At 68.9% G+C, this 23,314-nt stretch carries 27 protein-coding genes and 1 pseudogene; 12 read left to right on the top strand and 16 right to left on the bottom strand.

Going from position 1 to position 23,314, the window contains the following annotated elements; all coding sequences use genetic code 11:
- Positions 1-7 precede the first annotated feature (7 nt).
- Complete coding sequence (locus ABT009_RS40430; RefSeq protein WP_351306563.1) at positions 8-673, bottom strand: DUF4097 family beta strand repeat-containing protein; 666 nt, start codon at positions 671-673, stop codon at positions 8-10.
- 251 nt (positions 674-924) lie between these two features.
- On the opposite strand from ABT009_RS40430, the gene ABT009_RS40425 reads away from it, so the two are divergent.
- Entirely contained in the window at positions 925-1,656 is a 732-nt protein-coding gene (locus tag ABT009_RS40425; RefSeq protein ID WP_351306497.1) for a GbsR/MarR family transcriptional regulator, read from the top strand.
- 1,002 nt (positions 1,657-2,658) lie between these two features.
- On the opposite strand, the gene ABT009_RS40420 is transcribed toward ABT009_RS40425, so the two are convergent.
- The gene (locus ABT009_RS40420) at positions 2,659-3,849 is read right to left on the bottom strand and encodes a cytochrome P450 (RefSeq protein ID WP_351306495.1); all 1,191 of its coding nucleotides are present in this window, start codon (positions 3,847-3,849) and stop codon (positions 2,659-2,661) included.
- 181 nt (positions 3,850-4,030) lie between these two features.
- Between ABT009_RS40420 and ABT009_RS47590 the strand changes: the two genes are divergently transcribed.
- Entirely contained in the window at positions 4,031-4,705 is a 675-nt protein-coding gene (locus ABT009_RS47590; RefSeq protein ID WP_502990058.1) for a GbsR/MarR family transcriptional regulator, read from the top strand.
- A gap of 373 nt (positions 4,706-5,078) precedes the next feature.
- On the opposite strand, the gene ABT009_RS40405 is transcribed toward ABT009_RS47590, so the two are convergent.
- Positions 5,079-5,438 (bottom strand): hypothetical protein, encoded by a 360-nt coding sequence (locus ABT009_RS40405; protein ID WP_252841671.1) that lies wholly within the window; start codon positions 5,436-5,438, stop codon positions 5,079-5,081.
- 89 nt (positions 5,439-5,527) lie between these two features.
- On the opposite strand from ABT009_RS40405, the gene ABT009_RS40400 reads away from it, so the two are divergent.
- Positions 5,528-6,478, top strand: a complete 951-nt coding sequence (locus ABT009_RS40400; RefSeq protein WP_351306493.1) for a Clp protease N-terminal domain-containing protein — start codon at positions 5,528-5,530, stop codon at positions 6,476-6,478.
- A 346-nt stretch (positions 6,479-6,824) separates the two neighbouring features.
- A complete protein-coding gene (locus ABT009_RS40395) occupies positions 6,825-7,934 on the top strand; it encodes an FAD-dependent oxidoreductase (RefSeq protein WP_351306491.1) in 1,110 nt (369 codons plus the stop codon).
- 395 nt (positions 7,935-8,329) lie between these two features.
- Here the strand turns inward: ABT009_RS40395 and ABT009_RS40390 are convergent, their stop codons facing one another.
- Positions 8,330-8,737, bottom strand: coding sequence for a heavy metal-responsive transcriptional regulator (locus ABT009_RS40390; RefSeq protein WP_351306489.1), 408 nt, complete (start codon positions 8,735-8,737; stop codon positions 8,330-8,332).
- Between the two features lie 62 nt (positions 8,738-8,799).
- Here ABT009_RS40390 and merB point away from each other — a divergent pair, with 62 nt between their 5' ends.
- Together merB and ABT009_RS40380 are read left to right on the top strand one after the other, a co-directional pair.
- Positions 8,800-9,801 (top strand): organomercurial lyase, encoded by a 1,002-nt coding sequence (gene merB / locus ABT009_RS40385; RefSeq protein ID WP_351306487.1) that lies wholly within the window; start codon positions 8,800-8,802, stop codon positions 9,799-9,801.
- An 8-nt stretch (positions 9,802-9,809) separates the two neighbouring features.
- Entirely contained in the window at positions 9,810-10,274 is a 465-nt protein-coding gene (locus ABT009_RS40380) for a DUF5990 family protein (RefSeq protein ID WP_351306485.1), read from the top strand.
- 111 nt (positions 10,275-10,385) lie between these two features.
- Here the strand turns inward: ABT009_RS40380 and ABT009_RS40375 are convergent, their stop codons facing one another.
- Complete coding sequence (locus ABT009_RS40375; protein ID WP_351306484.1) at positions 10,386-10,769, bottom strand: DinB family protein; 384 nt, start codon at positions 10,767-10,769, stop codon at positions 10,386-10,388.
- A 439-nt stretch (positions 10,770-11,208) separates the two neighbouring features.
- Entirely contained in the window at positions 11,209-11,700 is a 492-nt protein-coding gene (locus ABT009_RS40370) for a TraR/DksA family transcriptional regulator (RefSeq protein ID WP_502990057.1), read from the bottom strand.
- Positions 11,701-12,223: 523 nt separating this feature from the next.
- Here ABT009_RS40370 and ABT009_RS40365 point away from each other — a divergent pair.
- Complete coding sequence (locus ABT009_RS40365) at positions 12,224-13,231, top strand: PP2C family protein-serine/threonine phosphatase (RefSeq protein ID WP_351306482.1); 1,008 nt, start codon at positions 12,224-12,226, stop codon at positions 13,229-13,231.
- A 56-nt stretch (positions 13,232-13,287) separates the two neighbouring features.
- On the top strand, positions 13,288-13,767 hold the full coding sequence (locus tag ABT009_RS40360; RefSeq protein WP_351306480.1) for a universal stress protein: 480 nt from the start codon (positions 13,288-13,290) through the stop codon (positions 13,765-13,767).
- A gap of 27 nt (positions 13,768-13,794) precedes the next feature.
- Here ABT009_RS40360 and ABT009_RS40355 read toward each other — a convergent pair whose 3' ends face one another.
- The 3 genes from ABT009_RS40355 to ABT009_RS40345 form a co-directional block, all read right to left on the bottom strand.
- Positions 13,795-15,027 (bottom strand): PP2C family protein-serine/threonine phosphatase, encoded by a 1,233-nt coding sequence (locus tag ABT009_RS40355; RefSeq protein WP_351306558.1) that lies wholly within the window; start codon positions 15,025-15,027, stop codon positions 13,795-13,797.
- 244 nt (positions 15,028-15,271) lie between these two features.
- Entirely contained in the window at positions 15,272-16,588 is a 1,317-nt protein-coding gene (locus tag ABT009_RS40350) for a cation:proton antiporter (protein ID WP_351306479.1), read from the bottom strand.
- Between the two features lie 3 nt (positions 16,589-16,591).
- A complete protein-coding gene (locus ABT009_RS40345; RefSeq protein WP_351306477.1) occupies positions 16,592-17,002 on the bottom strand; it encodes a DUF3040 domain-containing protein in 411 nt (136 codons plus the stop codon).
- A 276-nt stretch (positions 17,003-17,278) separates the two neighbouring features.
- Between ABT009_RS40345 and ABT009_RS40340 the strand changes: the two genes are divergently transcribed.
- Positions 17,279-18,226, top strand: coding sequence for a HAMP domain-containing sensor histidine kinase (locus tag ABT009_RS40340; protein WP_351306475.1), 948 nt, complete (start codon positions 17,279-17,281; stop codon positions 18,224-18,226).
- A gap of 2 nt (positions 18,227-18,228) precedes the next feature.
- A complete protein-coding gene (locus tag ABT009_RS40335) occupies positions 18,229-18,888 on the top strand; it encodes a response regulator (RefSeq protein WP_351306473.1) in 660 nt (219 codons plus the stop codon).
- Between the two features lie 59 nt (positions 18,889-18,947).
- Here ABT009_RS40335 and ABT009_RS40330 read toward each other — a convergent pair whose 3' ends face one another.
- The 5 genes from ABT009_RS40330 to ABT009_RS40310 form a co-directional block, all read right to left on the bottom strand.
- Positions 18,948-19,076 (bottom strand): hypothetical protein, encoded by a 129-nt coding sequence (locus ABT009_RS40330; RefSeq protein WP_502990056.1) that lies wholly within the window; start codon positions 19,074-19,076, stop codon positions 18,948-18,950.
- A gap of 80 nt (positions 19,077-19,156) precedes the next feature.
- Positions 19,157-19,339, bottom strand: coding sequence for a hypothetical protein (locus ABT009_RS40325; protein WP_351306471.1), 183 nt, complete (start codon positions 19,337-19,339; stop codon positions 19,157-19,159).
- A gap of 86 nt (positions 19,340-19,425) precedes the next feature.
- Complete coding sequence (locus ABT009_RS40320; protein WP_351306469.1) at positions 19,426-19,800, bottom strand: hypothetical protein; 375 nt, start codon at positions 19,798-19,800, stop codon at positions 19,426-19,428.
- Positions 19,801-19,934: 134 nt separating this feature from the next.
- Complete coding sequence (locus ABT009_RS40315) at positions 19,935-20,465, bottom strand: flavoprotein (RefSeq protein WP_351306468.1); 531 nt, start codon at positions 20,463-20,465, stop codon at positions 19,935-19,937.
- Entirely contained in the window at positions 20,462-21,499 is a 1,038-nt protein-coding gene (locus tag ABT009_RS40310; protein ID WP_351306466.1) for a DNA-binding protein, read from the bottom strand. The genes ABT009_RS40315 and ABT009_RS40310 overlap by 4 nt, the downstream gene beginning before the upstream one ends.
- Before the next feature lie 329 nt (positions 21,500-21,828).
- Between ABT009_RS40310 and ABT009_RS40305 the strand changes: the two genes are divergently transcribed.
- Together ABT009_RS40305 and ABT009_RS40300 are read left to right on the top strand one after the other, a co-directional pair.
- Positions 21,829-22,002, top strand: a complete 174-nt coding sequence (locus tag ABT009_RS40305) for a hypothetical protein (RefSeq protein ID WP_502990055.1) — start codon at positions 21,829-21,831, stop codon at positions 22,000-22,002.
- Positions 21,999-22,127 (top strand): hypothetical protein, encoded by a 129-nt coding sequence (locus ABT009_RS40300; RefSeq protein ID WP_351306462.1) that lies wholly within the window; start codon positions 21,999-22,001, stop codon positions 22,125-22,127. Before ABT009_RS40305 ends, ABT009_RS40300 begins: the two co-directional genes overlap by 4 nt.
- A 535-nt stretch (positions 22,128-22,662) precedes the next feature.
- Here the strand turns inward: ABT009_RS40300 and ABT009_RS40295 are convergent.
- Together ABT009_RS40295 and ABT009_RS40290 are read right to left on the bottom strand one after the other, a co-directional pair.
- Complete coding sequence (locus ABT009_RS40295; RefSeq protein WP_351306460.1) at positions 22,663-23,058, bottom strand: hypothetical protein; 396 nt, start codon at positions 23,056-23,058, stop codon at positions 22,663-22,665.
- A gap of 172 nt (positions 23,059-23,230) precedes the next feature.
- Positions 23,231-23,314: pseudogene (locus ABT009_RS40290) on the bottom strand (transposase); the annotation flags it as partial.

Raw genomic sequence — 23,314 nt, 5'->3', positions numbered from 1 at the left:
CTGCGGGTCAGAGGCTGCGGGCGGTGATGTCGCCGTGGGAGGTGGTGGCGTGGATGTCGAGTTCGGCGGTGCCATCGTTCTTGAGGGCGTTGCTGACGCGGCCGTAGGAGGTGCCGGCGTCCAGGGAGGCCGAGACTCCGGCGGCGGCGGCGACCGAAATGTCGCCGGACTGGGTGCGGAGCACGACCGTGCCGCGCACGGCCTCGGCGATCCGGATGTCGCCCCTTGCGGTGCTGATCTCCGCGGGGCCGCCCAGTCGGCCGACCTCGACGTCGCCGTCGGTCGCGGTGAGGCGGACGCTCGCGGCCTCGTCGATCTTGATCTGGCGGTACGCGCCTTCGAAGGCGATGTCGCCGAGGCGTCCGACGGCGCGGAGCTCGGCGCTGGCGGCCTTGGCCTCGATGCGGGAGCCGGCGGGCAGCTGGATGGTGACCTCCAGGGATCCGGAGGGGCCGAAGAGCTGGTTGTCGGGCGTCGAGGCCGTGATCCGCAGGACGCCGTCGGCGTAGGCGACGACTGTCTGCTCAGCGGTCTTGGTGTCGCGGCTCTTGGAGGGGTTGGCGGGCAGGACCTCGACGGTGGTGTCGGCGCGGTCTGCGGCGATGAACTGGATGCGTCCGGCGGGGATGTCGAGGACGGCGGCGATCGGGGCGGGGGTGTCGAACTTCTGCATCATGCTCTCCTGCGACTCGTCGTTTCTGACGATGGAAAAGCTACGTTGCATTCAAAGATCACTCAACATGCTTGTTGCGAGAAACTGACGTAGCACCAGGTAGAAGCCCTAAAATCGTTGCAACGCTCCTGAAAGTAACGCAACGTCAGCCGCTCGGACATTGCAATGAATTGAGAGTGAACGCTATGTTGGAGGTGTCGGGAAGCGCTGAGAAGCACCAGGAAGCGCCACGGAGTACGAAGGAGACCGCGATGCCGGGAGGCAGGCTCACCCAGACCGAACGCCAGCAGATCGCACTGGGGCTGGCCGACGGCCTCGCCTACGCGGAGATCGCCAGGCGCCTCGACCGCCCGACCTCGACCGTCACCCGCGAGGTGATGCGCAACGGCGGCCCCACCACCTACCGCGCCGACCTGGCCCACCGCGCCACCGAACGCCGCACCCACCGGCGTCGGCAGACCGCCCCCCGGGGGGCGCAGGCACCCGTGCAGGCCTACGGACGCGACGCCGAAGCGGTGCGCGAGTACGAGGAGGTGTTCACCACCGTCATCATGGCTTCGGGCGCGCCCACGATGATGGCCCGGGTGATGGCCTGCCTCACCCTCACCGACACCGGCAGCCTCACTGCCTCCGAACTCGTCCAACGCCTCCAGGTCAGCCCGGCGTCCATCTCCAAAGCAATCGCCTACCTCGAGAGCCAGGGCCTGGTGCGCCGGGAACGCGACGAACGCCGCCGCGAGCGCTACGTCGTCGACGACGACGTCTGGTACCAATCGATGATGGCCAGCGCCCGCTCCACCGCCCACATCGTCGAGACCGCACGGCAGGGCGTCGGCATCCTCGGCTCCGACACCCCGGCCGGCGCCCGCCTCGAGAACGTCGCCCGCTTCCTCGACTTCGTCAGCGAGAGCACGATCCGCGCCGCGGAGCAGGCCCGCGAGATCCTCCACACGAAACCCGAAACGCCCTCTGCGGTGCAGTGATGCGTCACGGACGGGTGAGCTGCGTGATGCAGACGCTCTGGGGCCGGTCAGGCGACGGGACCGAACTAGCGGATCCAATCGGGCCTGATCAGCACAGGATGTGCCGCCCCGCCCGCGCCAGCTGCCGGTGCCAAGGGCCGCTTGCACACCTCGCACCGCAGCCCGCCCGCCGGCACGTGAAGGCAGGGGCGGCGGCTTCGGGCGAGCCGCTGCCTGCGCCCGCTGCCGCTCCGCGTCGCGCACCTGCCGGGCGTAGCGGGCCTCGCTCTCCCGCCGCTTCTTTCGCCTCCTTGCTGGCCTCACGCTGCGCGCGCGCAGCTTCTGCTGCAGCGCCTCCGGCAGCACCGCGCCGCCCGGACCCAGGTCCAATTCACCGAGCGGGATTGCCTGACGCTCCGGCTCGTCCAGCGCGCACGGCGGATGGTGCAGCCCGAACACCGAAAGGTTCTCGGCCTTCCACCACTGGTGCACCCGTTGGTGGGGTCGGCCGAACGCCGTCCATACCGAGCCCTTTGACGGGGCGTAGAACCACACCGACAGGCCCTCGTCGAGCACCACGTGCGGGAAGTGCACCCGCGGCCGCCAGAACCACACATCGACGATCCCCTGCCGGGCGCAGTCCCGGTGGCGCACCCGCCACGCGTCGTCGGTCATCAGCATCCGCTGTGCCTCCAGCGCCAGACGCGTCCCGTCCTCCAGCCGCACCGCGACGTCCGCGCGGCGATCCTGGTCCGGAGTCCACTGTTCCAGCCGCGCCGTGGCGTGGGTGGTGCGGTGGCGCTGGTGTGCTCTGGTGTCCGCGTCTGCCGTTCCGGCCGCCAGCACCGACGCGTCCCTCTCCAACGTCGCCGCCGTCGACATCCGGCACCGACGCCTGGCACTTGGGCGGCCCGCGATTCGAGCTGCGGCGCGGCTAGGGCGACGCGGGCGCGATCATCGCAGGCGAGTAACCGCAGCGGTGGCGGGCGAGCGTATGCGAACTCACCCGTCACCAGTTCGCGGTCACACGTCCCAGGTGACCGGGAGGTTCTTCACTCCGTAAATGTCCGCGGTCTCCGGGCGCAGGCCGACTTCTTCGGCCGGTACGGCCAGGCGCAGCGTGGGGAAGCGGTTGATCAGCGCGGAGAGGGCGATCCGCATTTCGATGCGGGCCAGTTGCTGGCCCAGGCACAGGTGGGTGCCGTGGCCGAAGGCGAGGTGCCCGCCGTCCTGCCGGTGGAGGTCGAGCACGTGGGGATCGGTGAAGCGCTCGGGGTCGCGGTTGGCGGTGTTGTACGACAGGACGACCGTCGTGCCGGCCTTGATGGTCTGGCCGCCCACCTCGACGTCCACCAGCGCCGTCCTCATGAACGACTTGGCGACGCTCAGATACCGCAGCAGCTCTTCCACGGCCTGGTCGGTGAGCGCGGGATCGGCGCGCAGCGCGGCCAGTTGCGCCGGGTTCTGCAGCAGCGCGAAGGTGCCGAGGGACAGCATGTTCGCGGTGGTGTCGAACCCGGCCGCCAGCAGGATCAGGCTGATCCCCTGCAGCTCCTCATCGGTCAGGTCGCTGTCGGTGAGTTCGCTGAGCACGTCGTCGGTGGGGTTCGCGCGCTTGGCGGCCACCAGCTGTGCGAGGTAGTTCTGGGTCGCGGTGTAGGCCGCTACCAGGTCCGCGTCGCTCGTCTCCCCGTTCATGAACTTGTCGATCTGCTCCTGGAATGAGTCCCGGTCCTGATACGGCACCCCCAGCAGCTCACAGATGATGATGGTGGGGATGGGCTTGGCGAACGCGGTCACCAGGTCCGCCGGCGGCCCGGTCTTCTCCATGGCGTCCAGGCAGTCGGTGGTGATCTGCTCGATGCGTTCGGTGAGCAGTCGCATCCGCCGTGCGGTGAACTTGCCCACCAGTGGTTTCCGGTAGCGCCCGTGCTGTGGTTCGTCCATGAGGAGGAACTCGCCGGGCGGCGCCGGAGGGATCTCGAAGTCGACCACGTTCAGGAGCTCTTTGCGCGAGCTGAACCGCGAGTCGGCCAGGATCGACCTGACCAGGTCGTATCCAGTAATCAGCCAGCCGGGCTTTCCGCCGGGGTGGGTGTAGCGACTGATGGGGCCGTGCCGACGGGCGTCGATCAGCTCTGCCGGCGGGTCGAAGGGGCAGCCGGGCTGACGCTCCGTTGGCAGCGTCGTGACGGTGTGGAGGGATTCGCTCATGGCCATTCCTCATCTCGCGACAGCGTGTTTGACGCATGCCGAAAGCTACGTTGCATTCGGAGTACCGTCAATCGCTCGAAAGGTGTTTGTGCAGGTAGATGGCGGTAAATTGATGCAATGACGCTGGGGTCGAATGCAATGCTGCGTTGCAATGAATGAAGGCGAAGGCAATACTGGTGGCATGCCAGGAGGACGGTTGACCCAGCAGGACCGCCAGCGCATCGCGACCGGACTCGCGGACGGGCTCTCCTACGCCGAGATCGCCAGGCGGCTCGACCGGCCGACCTCGACGATCAGCCGGGAGGTCGCGCGCAACGGCGGCCCCGGCGGCTACCGGCCCCAGCAGGCGCACCGGGCGACGGCCCAGCGGGCGCAGCGCGGCACACCGGCACCCCCACGCGCGGCCGGAGTGCCGGGCGGCACGATGGAAGAGGAGATCATCGAGCTGGCGGTCAGGTCAGGGATGCCGAGGATGACAGCGCGCGTGCACGTCGACCTGTTGCTGTCCGAGGACGGCAGGCGCACCGCAGCCGAGCTGACCCGCCGACTGAAGGTCAGCCCGGCCTCCGTCTCCGTGGCCGTAAACTTCCTCGTCCAGCAGGGGTATGTCCGGCGCGAGCGCGATCCGCAGCGGCGTCGCGACATCTACGTGGTCGACGACGACGCCTGGTACCACTCGATCGTGATCAGCTCGCGGCAGACGCTCGAGTCGGCGCAGGCCGCGATGGCGGCGGCCGAGACGCTCGGGCTGGACACGCCCGTGGGGCAGCGGTTGGCCAAGGTGGGGACGTTCCTGGAGCGAGTCATCGAGGACATGATGGAGTCGGCCGGCCGCTGGCGCACCCTCCTGGCGTGATGGGTCTCGTGGCTCTCCTCCTGGAGCTGGCACTCTCGAACTTCAGGCGGGTGATCGGTTTACCAGCCAGTCTCAGATCCATGGCCGATCGGCCGCAGAGTGGCCACCGGCCGTGAGATTCGGCCAGGCAATCTGAGACCCCACAGGTTGTTGGCCTTTGTGCCGACGCTGGAGCAGGCGCAGCTGAAACCCGTGATGCTGTACGCGGCACGGACCGCGGTGGTGCTGGCCGACCACTCCAAGCTCGGTGCCAGCCCGTTCCCCTACTGGGCGCCGCTGGACCGGCCATACATCCTGGTCGTGGATGAGCAGGCGGATCCGGCGACGGTCGCACCGTTCCGGGCCGACGATGGCATGGTGCTGCTCGCGCCGGTCACTTCCGCTCCAGCGCGGCCAGCCGCAGCTCAAGCTGGTCAACCCGGTGCCGTAGCAGGGTGACCTGGGCTTCCAGGCTGACTTCTCGTTCCGCCCTGCGCTGAATGCGCGGTGACGCGGCGGCGCGCTCGATCACCGCGTCCAGCTGGACCAGGCGCTGCGGCCCGTTCGGGCCGTCCACCAGCCGGGACTGGATCTCGCCATTGCGGTACCAGGACCGCAGGGCGGAGCGGGAAACGCCGGTCTCGGCCTCCGCCTTGGCCAGCGTGACCCAGGGTGTCTCGTCCAGCTGCTCGAACAGCTCCAGCTCATTCTGCCAGCGCGCGAGCCGGTCCTCCCAGTCCGACGGTGTCTCCATCACACCCTCCCTTCAGCATGGTGACCCTATCAATAACAGTGTATTGACATGGTTGAGACCATGGAGCCATGCCATTTGAAAGGTTCACGGTGGAAGCCCGCAAGGTGGTCGTCACGGCTCAGGAGGAGGCGAGGCTGCTCAAGCACAACCACATCGGCACGGAGCACATCCTGTTGGGGCTGCTCGACGCGCCGGACAGCATGGCGGCGAAAGTTCTGCACCAGCTCGGGTACGACAAGGAGACGGCGCAGGTCGATATCGCCGCGGTGGTCAAGCCCGGCACACAGGAGCTAAGCGGCCATATCCCGTTCGCGCCGCGCGCGAAGAAGACGCTGGACCTCGCCCTGCGCGAGGCGCAGCAGCTGCACCACACCTACATCGGTACGGAACACATCCTGCTCGCCCTGGTCAGGGAAGGTGAGGGCGTCGGCGCGAAGGTGCTTGCCGAGCGGATCAATCCGATCAGCAAGATCCGTGCCGCGGTGCTGGCATCAGTGAAGGGATCGCAGGACGTCGCGGCCAGCCCATGGCCGGCCGGCACACCTGCCACCGAGGACACCGTGTCCGCCGCCAGCGCGCTGGCCGGTGGCGCACCGGTCGGCAGCCATCACCTGCTTGAGGCGATGCTGCGGGCGGAGAACAGCATGGCGGCCAGGGCGCTGCGCGAACTCGGGGTCGACCCAGACGCGGTCGCCGCCAAGATCGACGAACTGGATCCGGAGACGACCACGGACGCGAACCCGGAGGAGGCCGCCGCGCGCAAGATGGAAATCCGGCTGGTCGACGATGAGGTGCACCTGATCCTGCGGGACCCGGCAACAGTCACGATCGCCAAGAAGGTCACCGAGCTGTCCGACGGCCCGATCCAGGGCGTCGGGCCGGTGGCCGGCATGTTTGTCCCGCTCTGGCGGTCGACCAACCAGCTGCTGCTGCAGATCCAGCGCGTGCTGGAACCGGAACCCGAAGAAGAGGGCGGATCCGTCGCCAGCAACGTGGCCAAGGTCGTGCGCACGGTGCTCGCGCCCCGGCTCCGCCGGTGAACCGGCTGATCAGCGGGCCGGAAACTGTCGGTGGGACAGGCGAGGACGGGGGCGTGGTGAGCGACGATGCGCTGGCGTCGTTCTCGCCGGCGACCAGGGCGTGGTTCACAGGCGCGTTCGCCGCGCCCACCGAGGCGCAGCGCGGCGCCTGGCAGGCCGTCGCCGCCGGCCAGCACGCGCTGGTAGTCGCCCCTCGCCGAGCCAACCGAGGCTGGCCAGCTGACCACATTCCCGGCCGAGGCGATCGGCGAGTCCGGGATCGCGTTCGGCGCCCCGCCGGTGGTGGCCCGCGCGCACCACGGGTCGATCTCCCGCGAGCAGGCAATACGGTGAATCGGAGGCAACCGTGACCATCACCATCGTTGGAGCCGGCTTGGGCGGTCTGGCCCTGGCCCGTGTGCTGCACGTGAACGGCATCGACGCCGTCGTGTACGAACGTGAATCGTCACGCGGTGCGCGCGGTCAGGGCGGCATGCTCGACATCCACTCCGGCCAGCGGGCGCTGCGCGAGGCCGGTCTGATCGACCAGTTCTACGCGATTGCCCGTGGCGAAGGCCAGGACATGCGTCTTCTCGAGCCGGATGGCACCCTGCTGCTCCAGGAGGACACACCCGACGACGCCCCGCTCGATCGACCCGAAGTCGACCGCGCCGATCTGCGCAACCTGCTGCTGGACTCCCTCCCCGAAGACGTGGTGCGCTGGGGGCACGCGTTCAAATCCGCCGACAACGGCCTGCTGCACTTCGCCGACGGCAGCAGTGCGACGTATGACCTGCTGGTCGGCGCGGACGGCGCGCAGTCCCGGGTCCGCGCGCTGCTCACCGACGCCCGCCCGGCGCATATCGGCCAGAACGTCGTCGAGATCGGCATTCCCGACATCGACCGCACGCACCCCGACCTCGCGGCGATGGTCGGGCGCGGCAACTACTGGGTGCTCGGCAACGGACTATCCCTGGCGGCGCAGCGCAACGGCGACGGCCGCGTTCGCATCGGCCTCAGCTTCTATAACACCGCCGAGGACTGGTTCGCTACCAGCGGGATCCCGTTCGACGACCCGGCCGCCGCCCGGGCGCGGCTGATCGACCTGCTCCCCGGCTGGGACTCACGGTTCACCGCGCTGATCGCGGCCTGCGACGACACGGTCGTGCCGCGGTCGATCACCACTCTCCCGGTCGGCCTGACCTGGCCGTCGACGCCAGGCGTCACGCTGCTCGGCGATGCCGCGCACCTGATGCCGCCGGTGGGGCAGGGCGCCAACATGGCGCTGCTCGACGGCGCCCTGCTCGGTCTCGCGCTGGCCGCGCACCCGGACGACTTTCCCGCCGCCGTCAAAGAATACGAACGCGAGATGTTCGAACGCACCAGCGCTGCCGCCCGGATGTCCGCGGACATGCAGGAATTGCTGACGTCGCCGGACGCCGCCCAGAAATTGCTCGCATTCTTCCAACCTGGCTGAAGGTAACCAAAATCCGCCGAGTAGCCAGGCCAAGCTGCACCGGCCCGCCTGGGGTCCACGCCGAGGTCGTTGAGGACGCGGCGGGCGCGGGAGCCGGGGTTGGTGGCGATGACGGCAAGCAGTTGCGGTATGCCGCAGGCCGGGGTGCGCTCGGTGGCCGGCTGCTCGGCGCTGACCAGGGCCGTCTGGGCCTCGGCGGAGAAGACCGGCGGACCAGAGCTCGCCGATCACGGTCCAGGAGTAGTCGGCGTCGCGGGCCTGCTGTACGACCTGGTCGACGGCCGCGTCGGCACGGCCGGACACGTCGCGGGTCAGGGCCAGGACGGCGTCGAGCAGGTCGAGCGGGTCGTCACTGGTGGCACGGGCGTGGGCCGCCTGGTGACAATCGTTTGTTGTCACTTGATGGCCGGGGTGTCGATGATCCGGCAGATGTCCGCCTCGGTGCAGGTGCTCGGGTCCGTGGCGACGGCCCGTTCGGACAGCGCCCGCAGGGCGGTGCGGGTCTTGCGCAGTTCGGCCATGCGGCGCTCGATGTCCGCGAGATGCTTCTCGATCAGACCCGCGACATGCGTGCAGGGCGCTTCGCCGGAATCACGCAGAGCCAGGACGGAGCGGATCTCGGCGAGGGTGAGCCCGGCCGCCTGCGCTTGGCGGATGAAGGCCAGCCGGTGCGCGGTCTGCGGCGGATAGTCGCGGTAGCCGCCTGCAGTGCGCGGTGGCTCGGGCATCAGCCCGGCCTGTTCGTAGAAGCGGATCGTCTTGGCCGTCAGTCCGCAGACGTTGGCCAGTTCTCCTGTGCGCATACCGCCGAGGCTACGCCTTGACCTTCCAGCGCACTGGAAGGTCTACGGTCGGGTGCAGAGATGTGAGCTGGGAGGACGACGCCATGCGGATCACCGTGCTGACCGTGCCCGACTGCCCCAACGCCCCCGTGGTCGAGGAACGGCTCGCCCGCGCACTTGAGGGCCGCCGCGCGGAGGTGGAACTGGTCGAGGTCCGTGATACCGGGCAGGCCGAACGCCTCGGGATGACCGGGTCCCCCACGGTGTTGATCGACAACGTGGATCCCTTCGCATCGCCGGGTGCGCCCGTGTCCCTGTCGTGCCACCTGTACCGGGGGCCGGACGGCCGCGTCGAGGGAGCACCGAGCGTCGCCGACCTGCGGCGTGTACTGGCCGATGCGGACGCCGCCGTGGACTGCGACTGCCCGCCGATGGATGCTGCCGGCCGCGGCGGCCGGGGACGACTCGCCCCGGTGGCCGGCGGACTGCGTGCCATTCAGCAAGCCCTGCTCCGCCACTTCGCGGCCACCGGACACAGCCCCGCGATGGAGGATCTGGACGCCGCGGCCGCCGCTGATGGCCGTACCGCCGCCAAGGTCGTCGCCGACCTGGCGGCCGACGACTTCCTCGTCCTCGATGACCACGGCCGCATCCGGGCCGCGTACCCGTTCTCCGCCGTATCCACCACCCATCGCGTCTGCCTCGCCGACGGCGTCGAAGTCTGGGCGATGTGCGCGATCGACGCGCTGGGCATCCCGGACATGCTCTCCACCGACGCCGTGATCACCTCCGCCGACCCGGTCACCGCCGACACCATCATCGTCACCTCCGCCGACGGGCACATGACCTGGCAGCCGCCCACGGCCGTGGTCTACGTCGGCCAACGCTCCTGCACCGGACCCGCCGCCGACGTCGCCTGCGGCGCCCTGAACTTCTTCACCAGCCGCCGCACCGCCCGAACCTGGGCACGACAGCACCCCGACAACACCGGAAGGACCGTCGACCAGGCTCGCGCCGAAGCCCTCGGGCGGTCCATCTTCGGATCCCTGTTTCCCGCGGCGGAGCCCGCCGAAGGGCGAGGATGATGACCGGCATGCGCATCCGCATCGACGCCGACAACCTGCCCGGCCTCACCTGCGCACCGGCCGAGGGCAGCGACCAGGCGTACCGCAACATCCACGTCGCCGTGCAACGCCGCGACCGCCCAAGCGAACTCCTCGACCCCCAACCCGGTAACGCCCCCTTGGCAAGCTGGACGCTGGAGTGCACAACGACCGCGTCGCCGGCCGGCACCGACGTGAAAGGCCCCCACGTGCAAGGCCGCCCGGGCAACCGGTTCATCTACCTGTCGTGGGGCACCGCCGACGAGCCGGGCACCTTCACGATGTTCCGCCGTGCCAAGCTCATGCTCGACGTCATCCCCGCCGAAACCCTCACCGCAGCCACGCAATCCGGACTGCTCGTAGGGCGCCTCGGCCTCACCGACGCATGCGGCAACCCCCTGTGCGCACGGGTCGTGCCCCCGGCCATCACCTGGACCGCCGCAATCGGCGACTAGAACCCCGATCAACCCGGACGGCCAACGCTGGGCCGCCCCGCGGGTCGCACGGCCATCGCCTGCGCGGAGTCGTCGGACACTGCCGTGTCTGCCGGGGACAGGGCGTGCACGTCAGGGCTGAGCCCCCAGAGTGAGCTGGGCGCGGTGGAAGTCAAAGTGCTGGGTCGGGTAGCGATACACCTCTTCGAGGGTCATCACGTCCTTGAAGAACGGATCCCACCCCGTCGGAAACGCCATCGTCCGTGCCAACTTCGCGTCCGGCTCGGCATCCACATGGCGATGAAGGGCCGCAAGCGTCCGATCGAGCTTCGCCCCCATGCGCCGATGGTTGCAGAACCGGGCGCCACCCACGGCTCCAAGGTAGTTGATCACATCGAAGGGGCGGGTGGCAGCGTTCAGCAAACGCGCCCACGCACGGCTTGCTCCCGCCGGAAGGCGACCGAACAGGCGCACCAACGGAAGCAAGGCCAGCACGACGATGTAGCCGAACAGCATGTGGTAGAGCAGCTGCTCGTTGGTCCAACGGGTCCCTCGCTCCGGCGACGCAAGTCCGCGGCAGTGGCCGACTCCAAAAACTGGTGGAACGCAGCACTGGCCTGCCGCAGTTCTGCGTGGACGAGCTCTCTGTCCATACGTTCCTCCTGGCCACAGTCCGTGGAGCGGCTGCTTCATGATGTCGCTCGCAGTGGCATCCGGTACCAGACTTGAAGGGCGATTCTCTGCGGACAACGGACAACTTCAAACCCTGTCCGCTGAATGGGGTAGGCGGCTCCGGTACCCGGAAAGGTCACGGTGGGAACGTCGAGGATGATTCGCGGCCCGGTCCAGGCCCGGCTACGGTGGCTGCCCAATTCGAGTGCGCTTCCCGGGCGCAGCCAGCACGCCGGCCATACCTTGGAGCGGCGCACGGAGGCGGCTTTCGTATCCATGTTGGTCACCGTCCTGCCTCTCTGACCTGCTGACAGCGGGTGCAGTAGCTGGCTTGCGGCACGATGCGCAGCCGGTCCAGAGCGATGGGCCGTGTACACAGCTGGCACCTGCCGTACCGGCCCTGATCGATGCGCTGCAATGCCGCTTCCACCTCGGCGAGGACCATGCGCGCGGCGGCGGCGAGCTTGATGTGGACCTCGATCTGCGAAGCGGACTGCTGCCCGCGCACCTGGTCTGCCCGTGCCTGCGAGGTCCCTCCGATCTGCTGCAGCTGCTCCTGACGGAAGAGGCGCTGCTCGTGCAGGCTCTCGCGCAACGCGGCAAGGTTCTCGGGGCTCAGGCCCGCGTTGTCGACGCCGATGACCTGACTGTTCACTTCTTCATGCTTTGCGCGAGCGAGCTGGAGAAGTCGCGAGTCATGCGCACGACGCTGGCGGGCCTCATGCCCCATAAGACGTTTGGGGCGGGATTCGGGTCGGGCGGTATCGAGCGACATGGGGATGCAGTCCTTTCCAGGAGGTCGGTGTCCGGGAGCGGCCGCGGGATGTCTGTAGTGGTGGTGGGCTGCGGGCCACGGCTGCCTGCGACCGGGGCGTTGGATGAGCTGTGTGGTTCATGGCTCCCACCCTGCTCGGCCCGGTCACGGGGGGCCATCGGCGGCAGCACCCATTTACGGCAGGCCCGAAGATGTAGGCGCCAGAGAAGAAGCGGCGGTTGGGCCCCGGCGTGGGGGACGCGGGCGAGTTTCGACAGGCCCGGAATGCACTGGCAGGCGAGGTAGCCGATGTGGGCCGTGCCGACGAGACGAACGGCAGGAGATGGTGCTCGCAAGCCGCGCATGCCCGGAGTTTGCCCGGGCGGGTGGCCTGCGGGAGCCTGGATATGTGATTCGTCGGCGTGTGTCGTTCCGGGCGCCCGACGCGCCGCAGAGGTCGCGTACCGAGAGCAAGGCCGAGCCATCGCCCACAAGCACGGTCAAGGCCCCGATGGCGTATATCGCCGCGTTGACAGTGCCGATCGTGGCACTGGAGATGGTGATCGACGACCGCACGGTGCGGCTCGTCCCCCTGCTGATCCTGCTGCCCGCCTTCCCTGCGGCGGTCGGCACCGTGCGCCAGACCGTCTACGCAGTGGGCTGGGTGTTGATCGTCATCACGGGAGTACTGATCTACCGGCCGCTCCCCTCCTGGTACAACTACGTGATCATCATGGTGCTGGCCGCAGTGCTTGGCGTGTTGTGCGTCCTGACCTGCCACTGGCGGATCCGCCGTGAGCGGGAACTGAGCCGAGTGCGGTCCACGGCTGTCGCCCTCCAGCGACAGGTGCTGCGGCCCCTGCCGATTCTCACCGACCGGGTGATCGTCGACGGCGTGTACCTGCCGGTGGAGGAGGACCGGCTGGTAGGCGGAGACATTTACGAAGCGGTGGCTTCGCCGTACGGTACGCGGCTGCTTTTCGGCGATGTCCAGGGCAGGGGGCTGCCGGCGATCGGAGCCGCCTTCGCCGCGCTCGGAGCGTTCCGAGAGGCTGCCCTGCGTGAGCCGACGCTCACGGCACTCGTGGATGACCTGGAGAGAGCAGTCGTCCGGCACAACACCTTCGCGGAACAGATCGGCGAACCTGAGCGGTTCGTCACCGCTCTGATCCTGGGGATCGACGATTCGACCGAGACGCAGGCCGTCAACTGCGGGCATCCTCCGCCCTACCTGTTGAATGCCGGACCGGTGAGCCCCGTGCCGCTCGGCGACCCGGGCGTGCCACTTGGTCTTGCGGACCTCGCTGCGCTACCCAGGATCGTCGCCTGGTTCCCATTCCCATCCGGCGCGACCCTTGTTGCCTGCAGTGACGGCGTCACCGGGGCCCGCAGCATCACCGGTGATTTCTATCCCCTCGAAGAGCGCCTGCGGGCCTGGGCGGATGGCTCCCCATGGGAGCTCGCCAGCAACCTGGTCGACGACCTCAGCTCCCACACCGCAGGGCAGCTTCGGGACGACATCACCGCGCTCGTGGTCCGCAGGGCAGCCTGAGCAGGTGCCTCCCGCATAGGGAGCACACAACACGACACGGTTTGGAGGCATCCTCAATGACGAACGCCGCCCCTCCCGCACCGATCGTGGTCGGCACCGACGGCTCCCCCGGCTCCGGGCGGGCCGTATGCTTCGCCCTTCAGGAGTCACAACTACGCGGTACCGGGCTCCGCGCCGTATGCGCGTACGACTTCGCCGCCCGGTACAGCGGTTTCGAGTGGCCTGCCGCTTCGGGTTTCTACGATCTGGACACGCAGCTGCGCGACGCCACGTTGGAGGCGGTTACCAAGACGCTTCAGGAGGCGCGGGAGCAGGTCGGCGGCGCACCGGTGGACGTAGAGATCAGAGTCGAACGGGGCCGCCCGTCGCAGGTCCTGCTGGACGCCAGCAATGACGCCTGCCTCCTGGTGGTCGGCAGCCGCGGCTCAGGCGTATGGGGGCGCCTCACCCTGGGCTCCACCAGCACCGAGGTCGTGCATCACGCCCATCTCCCGGTCGTCGTCGTACCGGCCGAGCGGCCGGACCAGCCGTCGTGAAGTGAGGGCCTGTGGTGGCGGCTTCTGTCACGGGCGGAGGACGACCAGGGCGGTGTCGTCGGTGGCACCGGCAGGTGGGGTCAGGTCGGCCAGGAGGGCGTCGGCGAGCGTTTCGGGGTCGGCGCTCTGGTGGCGGGTGAGGGAGTCGGCAAGCCTGGTCAGGCCGGCATCGATGTCCTCGCGGCGTCGTTCGATCAGCCCGTCGGTGTACAGCACAAGGGTGGCCCCCTCGGTGAACGTGGTCTCGGCCTGGGGGCGGGGGATGTGGTCGGGTCGGGCGCCGAGCGGGGGGTCGGTGGCCTGGTCGAGGAAGTCCACGGTGCCGTCGGCGTGCAGCAGGGCTGGTGGAGGGTGGCCGGCGCTGCTGTAGGCGATGGTGCGGTTGGTGGCGTCGATGACGGACAGGACCGCCGTGGTCGACTCCGCGCCGTCGACCGAGCGGGCGTACAGGCCGAGGACGTCCAGGGCCTGGGCGGGGCCGTGGGCGACGCGGGAAGCGGCGCTGAGGGCGCTGCGCAGCTGACCCATGACGCCGGCGGCGGCCAGACCGTGGCCGACGACGTCGCCGACGGCCACCGCGATGCGGTCGCCAGGCAGGTCGACGAGGTCGTACCAGTCCCCACACACGTTCAGGGCCCCGACCGCCGGGCGGTAGCGTACTGCCGCGCGGTGGTGACTCAGCGGACCGGGGGCGGGCAGCATCGCCTCTTGCAGGCTCAGGGCGACTTCGCGTTCGCGGGCATGGGCCTCGCGCAGCCTTTCGTTGACCTCCTGCATTTCCCGGGCCCGGGTGTACAGCTCGGCTTCCAGTATCGTCGCCCGGTCGCCGCTGCCTCGGCCACTGCGGGTGCGGATCAGCTCGGTGATGTCCTCCTCCCGGTGCAGCAGCAGCGCCACCCGCCCGTCCGGGCCGAAGACGGGGACGTTGACCGGACTCCAGTACCGCTCCTCCCACACCCCGGGCCGGTCCGGGTACTCCACGTCGTAGCGGTGCAGCGTCATGGCGTCACGCTCCCCGGTGGCAGCCACCCACCGCAGCGACGCCTGCAGCGTGCGCATGCCGGTCACGGCGGGGTCCTTGGGGTCGTCGGGGAAGGCATCAAACAGGTAGCGGCCTACCACCTGGTCACGGGTACGCCCCATGCTGCTCAAGAACGCCTCGTTGACGTCGGCGTACACCAGGTCGGTGGTGAACAGGGCCACCGCGCTCGGCAGCGCCTGGAACACCGCCTCGTAGTCGATCTCGGATGCGTTCACGATCCACCTGCCCGCGACGCCATGCCGATCACATGTGCTCTTTCACGATAAGCACCAGCGGCGCTCCGGGCAGGTCAGCACCCCAGGGCACCGCAGCCGCCAGGCGTGGGCGCGGACGAAACAACCCGGGGTGTGACCCGGATACGCGTCAATGTTGAAAGCCTGAGCGCCAAGCCCGTCACCCGTTCGGTCCAGGCGCCTGCGTGTGGCCAGCCGGCGGGCGGCATGGCCCGTTTCTGGGCCGGGGCTATCGCTTCGCTTCCGCAGAGAGGGCGGACGACTCCGACGGGGTGATGTCGCCGGCGGGACGAGAGGTGGTGGCCTCGGGCGCGTCCGGTGCCGGGTCGGCGTGCGGGATGGCGGCCGTGGGGTGGCGGGCTCGGCCTCCGGGCAGGAGGGAGTGTGCGGCCTTCAGGGCGCGGGCGAGCAGGTGCGCGCGCGCGGCGACGATGGGGCTGAGGACGGCGAGGACGAGGACGTAGCTGGCGATGAACGGGGCGAGGCGGCCGTCGAGTCCGGCGCTGGCGGCCATGGCGGCCAGGATCAGCGCGAACTCGCCGCGTCCCAGGAGCGTGGTGGCGATGTTCGCGGTGGGTTGAGGGCCGTAGTGATACAGGCGTGCTGCGAACAGTCCCGCGGCCACGTTCATGGCGATGGTCAGTGCTGCTGCGGCGGCGACGGGCACGACGACGGAGGCGATGTCTGCCGGGTTGATGGCCAGGCCGAAGGCGAAGAAGAAGATCGCGGCGAAGGCGTCGCGCAGCGGATGGACCAGTTCGCGGATCCGCGGCCCGGAGGGGGTTCCGGCGAGGATGAGGCCGACCATGAAGGCGCCGATCGCGTCGACTACACCGAGGACCTCGGAGACGCCGGCGATGAGGATCGCGGCGCCGAGGAAGCTGATGACCAGCAGTTCGTTGTCGCGGACCGCGATCAGGCGCCCGATCAGGCGAGTGCCGTAGCGGGCTGCGATGGCCAGCACCATCAGGAATCCGAACGCTTTGGCCGCCTGGAGGATCGTTTCCACGATGCCCTGGGCGCCGCTGATGACGGGCTGAAGCGCGGCGAGGTACAGCGCGAGGAAGATGTCTTCGACGACGGTGACGCCCAGGATCAGGCGGGTCTCGGGGCGGGCGATGCGGCCGAGGTCGACGAGGACCTTGGTGACGATCGCCGAGGAGGAGATGCCCAGGACACCGGCAAGAACCAGGGCCTCCCGCGCGCCCCAGCCCAGGGCGAACCCGAATCCCAGGCCCGCACCGACGTTCAGCAGGAGGTAGATCCCGCCGGCGGCCAGCAGGCGCCGGCCGCCCCTTTTGAGGTCGTCGAGGTGGAACTCCAGGCCCAAGTAGAACAGCAGGAGCACCAGCCCGAGCGCGGAGAGCATCTCGAAGTCGTGCGCGTCCTCGACCAGGACCAGGCCCGGGGTGTGAGGGCCGAGCAGGATGCCGGCGAGCATGAACAGTGGGATGGTCGGCAGGCCGATCCGCCTGCCGAGACGGGCGAAGACGGCGGCGGCCAGGAAGGCGCCGCCCATGGCGAGCAGAGTGTCAGCATGTCCCACGAGTCACCACCTTCCGCAGCGTGGGTGGGCGTAGCGTGTCGCAACCGACGGGAGCCGATAGTCCTCCTTTGTTCCCGAGCCTGGCAGGCACTGATGATCGCTGCCGGGGTGGGGATGCGTCGGCGCGCGTAAGGGAAGATCGGGGCGGTCCAGGTCGTACGGCGGCGCGAGCAGATACAACGCCACCCCTGCGGTGACCAGTCCCGATGCGAGGAGCAGACCCTGCGGCAGCACCATGCCCATGACCAGCATCGCCAACGACAGCGCCAGCAGCGCCCAGGCCGGGCCACGGCGTCGCTGGTATTCGCGCGGCTGGCGCGGGCGCCCTGTTTGCAGACCGCGGGCGAAATGAGGGTCGCTTCGCTGTATCTGCGCCTCAAGGGCGTGCAGCGGATTGGTGTCGGGCTGCGTCATGACTCCTCCTTCCGGAAACCGGTAAGTCGGGGCAATGACACCGTCACACGCAGCCTTGCGGCATCACCATCGGGCCCAGCACCCATTTCCGCAGGTGCCCGACCCCACAACCGGCTGGCACGTGGGTGCCGACACCGATGGACACCAGCGCACCGCACCCCGCAGGCTGACCATGAAGACCGAAGACCCCTCGCCAGCAGCCAGGACACGTGACGCCGGTGTGTGAGCCGGGCCGGTCACAGCCGCTGGCAGACCAACGGGATGGAGGCGGTGTCGATGCCCCTGTTCTGGCGGATCTTCCTGCTCAACGCCGTGGTACTGACCGCAGCGACCGCCCTGCTGCTGGGACCGGTCACCGTCTCCACCCCTGTCCTGCTCACCGAGGCCGCCATCCTCACCGCCGGACTAGCCGCGATGCTGATCGCCAATGGCGTGCTGCTGCGCATCGGCCTTGCCCCGCTGCAACGCCTCACCCGTGCCATGACCACCACCGACCTGCTGCGCCCGGGAACGCGACCGGCCGTCGGCGGTCACGGCGAGGTCGCCGAACTGATCACGGCCTTCAACGCCATGCTTGACCGGCTGGAGGCCGAACGCGCCACCAGCGCCGCCCGTGCCCTGTCCGCGCAGGAAGCCGAACGTCACCGCATCGCCCAGGAACTCCACGACGAGGTCGGCCAGACCCTTACCGCCGTCCTGCTCGAACTCAAACGCGTCGCCGACCACGCACCGCCCGCCGTACGCGACGAACTCCACCAGGTGCAGGAGACCACCCGCGCCAGCCTCGACGAAATCCGCCGCATCGCCCGCCGCCTGCGCCCCGGCGTCCTGGAAGAACTCGGACTGACCAGCGCCCTCAAAGCCCTCACCGGCGAGTTCGCCAGCCCCTCCCTGACCGTACGCCACCACATCGACGCCGACCTGCCGCCCCTGAGCCGGGACACCGAACTCGTCCTCTACCGCGTCGCTCAGGAAAGCCTGACCAACGCCGCCCGCCACTCAGGCGCCCGCCTCGTCGACCTCACCCTCAACCACACCGCCGCCGGCGTGGAACTGAGCGTCCGCGACGACGGCCACGGCATCCACGACGCTCCCGAAGGGGCCGGCATCAGCGGCATGCGCGAACGCACCCTGCTCATCGGCGCCGACCTCATCCTCGGCCCCAGCCCCGACAGGGGCACCGAGGTACGTCTCGTCGTCCCCATCCACCAAGGGAGCCACTGACCATGCCCGAGGCGACCGAAACCCGCATCCTGCTCGCCGACGACCACCAACTGGTCCGCCGCGGAGTGCGCCTCATCCTCGACGCCGAGCCCGACCTGACCGTGGTCGCCGAAGCGGGCAACGGCGCCGAAGCCCTCGAAGCCGCCCTGGCCCACCACCCGGACCTGGCGATCCTCGACATCGCCATGCCCCGCATGACCGGCCTGCAGGCCGCCCGCGAGCTATCCCGCACACAGCCCGACATCCGCCTCCTGATGCTGACGATGTACGACAACGAGCAGTACTTCTTCGAAGCCCTCGCGGCCGGCGCCTCCGGCTACGTCCTGAAATCCGTCGCCGACCGCGACCTCGTCGAAGCCTGCCGCGCCACCATGCGCGGCGAGCCCTTCCTCTACCCCGGCGCCGTCAACGCCCTCATCCGCAACTACCTCGACCGATCCCGGCACGGCGAGCCCCTGCCCGAGCGGGCCATCACCGACCGCGAAGAGGAAGTCCTCAAACTCGTCGCCGAAGGCCACACCTCACAGCAGATCGCCGACATGCTCCTCATCAGCATCAAGACCGTCGAACGCCACCGCGCCAACCTGCTACAGAAACTCGGCCTCAAAGACCGCCTCGAACTCACCCGTTACGCCATCCGCTCCGGACTCATCGAGCCATAGCCCGTCCCTCTGCGAACGCCTTCCTCAGTACTCGGAAGCCCACCTGAACTGGGCACTCATCACCGTGATGACGCGGCGCCTGACCCGAACTCGAGCAGGTCGAGCAGCATGGCGTCATAGAGGTCCGGTCCCTCCCATGGCCTCTCCTCGCCGATCTTGCGGTAGCCCCACGCTCGATAGGCGGCCAATGCTGCCCCTTACTGTTCGGGGGGACGTGCAACAGCGCCCTCTCGGCCTCGGAGCACTTTCTCAAGCACGCCGACACGCGTCACCGTTCCTTCCACCGAGTTGGCAGACCGAGATTCACCGGTCCGCCGAAGGGCGCGGTGTCGATCTGGCTGATCTTGGACTCGGCGCCGGCCAGGCTGACGCGGAGCCCTTCGAGCTCACCAAGCCAGCCCTCCCTTTCCGCCTCGGCAATTCGGTCAACGAGATTGACCCGGATCTCCACCAGCCGCCCAGGCTGGGCGCGACCGGGGCGAAGGAGAGAACAGCGAACGCAGGCTTCTCTAAACTTGCCGTTACGCGGTGGTCGAGTCAGGAAAATTCTTGCTCGCGGTTGAGTTCGTGGTAGGCACGAAAGTCAAAGAAGCGCAGACCGTCGTTCGCTGCTCCAGACTTGATCTCCTGCAAGGTCCAGGGGCGGGCCAAATAGTCGTCGGTCGCCACGCCTCCATGCTCAAGCAGCAGTTCGACCAGTTGGTGAACCTCTGCCGTGCCGTCGATCCGTCCGGAGATATCGATTTGCACTGGCCAGGTGGGGTGATGTCCGACGGCCGCATCGAGGACCGCCACGTCGTCGGGATCCCATTCGGAGAAGAGGCAGCCGGTCTGCTCATCGTCGATCTCGATGTAAAGGTTGCCGCCCACAGAGTCCCGCCGCGTCCCTGCGTTCCAGTCGCGCCCGTCCACGCTCACGCTCCCGTCTGCCGTGTCTGCTCGAGGAAGTCTGCCGCCGCGGATACGTGTGCGCCCGCTCCCTCCGCCCACCCGTCACTGAGCGCGGGTCGGGCGGGTGGGGGCCCTTCGTCGTTCCTGGCGGAAGCTCATTCCTTCGGCAGCGCCGCCAGCGCCCGGTGCCATGGGAAGCCAGCAGGGTTCCCCTGCTTCGGCGGATGTGACTCGTATCCGTCTGGACCGTCCAGGACTCGCACGCCCTGCTCTCGTAGCGCCGCGACACTACGGGGGACGGCCGGCTGTGTGCCCTGTGCCTGGTTGAAGTACGGCATCGCTACCACTGGCACGCCCATGTTCACTCCCTCCGAGACCAGCCCTATTGCGAGCGTGTCCGCGATCCCAGCGCCCCACTTGTTGAGGCTCGTACATGAGAGCGGCGCCACCAGCATGGCGTCAGCCTTCGGTAGGGCGTCGCTCTCCCACGGCAGCTTGTACTGGGAGCGCACCGCGTGTCCCGTCAACTCCTCGAGCTCGCCTATCCGTTCGGCCCACCAGCGCTTGGCGGATGGGGTGAGGATGAGGCAGGTGTCCCAGCCTGCGTCCTGCGCCTGGCGGACGCCGTCGTCGATGTACTGGGTAGGGCCTGCAGCGCATGCGATGAGATAGAGCACTTGAGTCATGCCCGGAGTCCACACCGCTCGGCAAGTCCACGCAACTGGCTGCTCGGTACCGGCGTTGCCCCTACCAGGTCCTGGATCAGGCGGACGACGCTCTGCCTGCCATGGACCTCTTCCTCGGCGAGCCGCTCCGCCTCGATGAGCTCGCTTATGGCTGCGTCCTTGCGTCGTGTCAAGAGCGCGGCGCGTGCCTTCGCAATGTGGTGCTGGGCTCGGCGCTCCCGAGTCATTTCCGCGAGGGCCCCGTCGTCCACTGCGTCGGCAGCGTCGAGTGCCGACCAGCCGTCCTCGAACCGCACCAGTACGTCCACCCGGTACAGGTCGACATTGGTCGGCCCGAACATCGTCCAGTCCTCGTTCAGGTCGCGGCCCTGCTGCTCCGCGACGTCACCGGCCTCGTCGACGTATCCGGTCGCTGCGTTCACCGCGGCGGTAGAGCGCTGCTGCGCGGCGGCGGCGATCGCGGCGTTGAGGTACAGCATGCCCAGCGTGGATAGACCCAGCGGGCCGCGTGTGGTCAGGTCATCACTTAACCGGCGGGCCGCTGCGGTGGCGAAGTCCACGGCGGCCTGCGGACGGTTCTGACAGACGAGGCTTTTGGCCACCCTGCGGGAAGCCGCGCCGATCTGCACAGGGTCTGCAGACCGCTCGGCCGCGGACAGAGCGCGGTCCGCGACCACTGCCGCCTGCACGGCAGCGTCCTCCCCGTACTTGTGAAGGAACGACGCGGTCAGCTGGAACACGCGCGAGAGCAGCCCTTGAGCCTCGCACTCTCGATCCACGGCGCTGCTCGCTGCAGCTTGCTGTGTGTGAACGATCAGGTCGGGCAGCTGCCTGCCCAGCGTGGCGTAGTGGCAGGCCTGGAACGCTTCGCAGCAGTACGTGAGTCTGCGCCGCAGCTCCGCGAGGGGCGGCGGTTCCTCGTCGGGATGGACGATGCCGGCGAGCGAGTCGTGGCGGTACATGGCGTCCACCACGGCGAGGACTTCGGCAGGTGCCCCGGTGGCCGGAGGCTGGTCGGGCGGGCCATCGATCAAGAGTTGCTCCAGAGAGATGCGCAGGACGTCGGCCGCCCTCTCGAGCACCGAAAGCCTGGGATCTGCCTGGCGTTTGCACCCTCGAAGTCCTGCACCCAGCGCTTCGACTGGCCCATGAGCCGTCCGAAGTCCGCCTGAGTGAAGCCACGGCGCTCGCGCCAGTAGGCGATCCTGCGGCCGATGCGCCCAGTGTCCATCGCAACTCCCACGACGAGGCACGCACTTTGCGTGCCCCTGTCTGTTGTACCGCGCCCTACGGTGCGTACACCGTCGAACACGGAGATGCCGGGGGCAGCATGCCAGTCCAGGAATTGCCCGAAGTGAAGGGCTTGAGCGAACAGCAGGTACGCGGCACCGCGTGCGTATGGTGCGCCGTGACGCTCAACAACGGGACCGCGGTCGACCTCGGCCCCCAAGCCGTCAGGCGCCTCGACGGCCGCATCTTCTGGTTCCCCCGCGCCTGCCCTACGTGCGCGCTCAACCGGGAGGCGCTGCCATCATGATCTGCTGCCGCTGCCAGAAGGGCATCAAGCCCGACGAGCCGTACCGGACACACGTCCACGACCGGCCGTCCGGCCCTCCGGTGATCAACTACAGCCACCGCGACGGCTGCCGCCAACGCCGCTGACCCCTGAGCAGGTGGCCACCCCTACGCCGACGGGGCGGTCACCGAAAAGGCCCCCGCCGCGCCCGGCCTCAGGAAGGGCCGAGCGCCGGGCCGCAAGACCCTCTCCCCGGGACTCGACAGGCGTTCGGCACCAGGGAGAGGGCTCTCCCCCCTCGACTGCCTGCACGTCGCGTATGCCACCCAGTCCAGCGACGAGCGCGGCCTCGGCGACATCGGGGTCGTGGCCTCGTCGACGAGCGCGCCGACGGCCGCACGGCCCGCATCCACGAGCTGACTACAAACCCGAGGAGGATCGGAGGCGATCAGGCGCGTGATGAACTCGCCAGCGTCCTGGGGCTGACGGAGTGCGGCGCAACGGACGTCCCGGTTGTGGCTCACGGCAAGGCCTCAGACAGCTAGACAGCACTTGCCGTGCTGCTGGCGACGCTCGAGGCTGAACAGCGCAAGTAGCAAGGCACGTGCGTCCTGGCAGGTACGGCTGGCGGATGCATCGCGCATAGGCAGCCGCTGCTCCCGCCGAGCCAGCCGGGGCGACTCAGGCCAGGCTTGGCACGAAGCCGCCGCGAGCGGAGCCCGAGCCCAGCAAGCGGGCCCAATCAAGTACCTCGGGCAGCTGGTCGAGAGACAAGACGACCGCGCCACCGGCTTGCTCGGTGTCCGCACACCAGTCGGCCATATCCCCCGGGCGGCTGATCCCGCCCTCGCCGTCGAGCACCGCCGCGCCGACGGCGGGGACGACGAGTCCAGCCTCCCCGGGACCGTCCACGACACACAGGGTGAGCTTGGAGACGATGCTCCACCCCTCGCACCTAGGCACCGCCCCGTCGGGCGCGTTCAGAACCGGCAGGACGTCGTGGATGGGCACGTCAGCCAGCAGGAGCACAGGGGTAGAGCCTCGAACGAACAGCGTTTTCTCAGGAGTCAGAAGCACCAGACCACCCTCGCAGATCGCGGCGACCCACCGATCGACGGGGCCGTCGAGAACCTGACGAGCGCGCGGGCCACACACCCCGCGGGCTTGGCACTGACGGGCTGTTCTCGGCAGGGTGAACGGGAGCCACCGCTTGGCGGCGTGCAACTTCGCCGCCCTCACTAGTGCCGCATCAAGCAACGTTCGCCCTGTCGATGACCTCGCGGAGCCGCTCGTCGGCGGCGTGCTTGTTCCGCCAGATGATGTAGCGGCGGAT

This window comes from Streptomyces sp. NPDC002896, assembly GCF_040295225.1.
Taxonomy (GTDB): Bacteria; Actinomycetota; Actinomycetes; order Streptomycetales; family Streptomycetaceae; genus Streptomyces.
Note: the sequence above shows the minus strand (reverse complement) of the source record. Positions and strands in the feature narration are given on the sequence as shown.

Bases quoted from the DNA above. Each gene is read 5' to 3' on its own strand.
- ABT009_RS40430 (WP_351306563.1), bottom strand. From the start codon at position 673: ATGCAGAAGTTCGACACCCCCGCCCCGATCGCCGCCGTCCTCGACATC.
- ABT009_RS40425 (WP_351306497.1), top strand. From the start codon at position 925: ATGCCGGGAGGCAGGCTCACCCAGACCGAACGCCAGCAGATCGCACTG.
- ABT009_RS40420 (WP_351306495.1), bottom strand. From the start codon at position 3,849: ATGAGCGAATCCCTCCACACCGTCACGACGCTGCCAACGGAGCGTCAG.
- ABT009_RS47590 (WP_502990058.1), top strand. From the start codon at position 4,031: ATGCCAGGAGGACGGTTGACCCAGCAGGACCGCCAGCGCATCGCGACC.
- ABT009_RS40405 (WP_252841671.1), bottom strand. From the start codon at position 5,438: ATGGAGACACCGTCGGACTGGGAGGACCGGCTCGCGCGCTGGCAGAAT.
- ABT009_RS40390 (WP_351306489.1), bottom strand. From the start codon at position 8,737: ATGCGCACAGGAGAACTGGCCAACGTCTGCGGACTGACGGCCAAGACG.
- ABT009_RS40380 (WP_351306485.1), top strand. From the start codon at position 9,810: ATGCGCATCCGCATCGACGCCGACAACCTGCCCGGCCTCACCTGCGCA.
- ABT009_RS40375 (WP_351306484.1), bottom strand. From the start codon at position 10,769: ATGCTGTTCGGCTACATCGTCGTGCTGGCCTTGCTTCCGTTGGTGCGC.
- ABT009_RS40370 (WP_502990057.1), bottom strand. From the start codon at position 11,700: ATGTCGCTCGATACCGCCCGACCCGAATCCCGCCCCAAACGTCTTATG.
- ABT009_RS40360 (WP_351306480.1), top strand. From the start codon at position 13,288: ATGACGAACGCCGCCCCTCCCGCACCGATCGTGGTCGGCACCGACGGC.
- ABT009_RS40345 (WP_351306477.1), bottom strand. From the start codon at position 17,002: ATGACGCAGCCCGACACCAATCCGCTGCACGCCCTTGAGGCGCAGATA.
- ABT009_RS40340 (WP_351306475.1), top strand. From the start codon at position 17,279: ATGCCCCTGTTCTGGCGGATCTTCCTGCTCAACGCCGTGGTACTGACC.
- ABT009_RS40335 (WP_351306473.1), top strand. From the start codon at position 18,229: ATGCCCGAGGCGACCGAAACCCGCATCCTGCTCGCCGACGACCACCAA.
- ABT009_RS40315 (WP_351306468.1), bottom strand. From the start codon at position 20,465: ATGACTCAAGTGCTCTATCTCATCGCATGCGCTGCAGGCCCTACCCAG.
- ABT009_RS40300 (WP_351306462.1), top strand. From the start codon at position 21,999: ATGATCTGCTGCCGCTGCCAGAAGGGCATCAAGCCCGACGAGCCGTAC.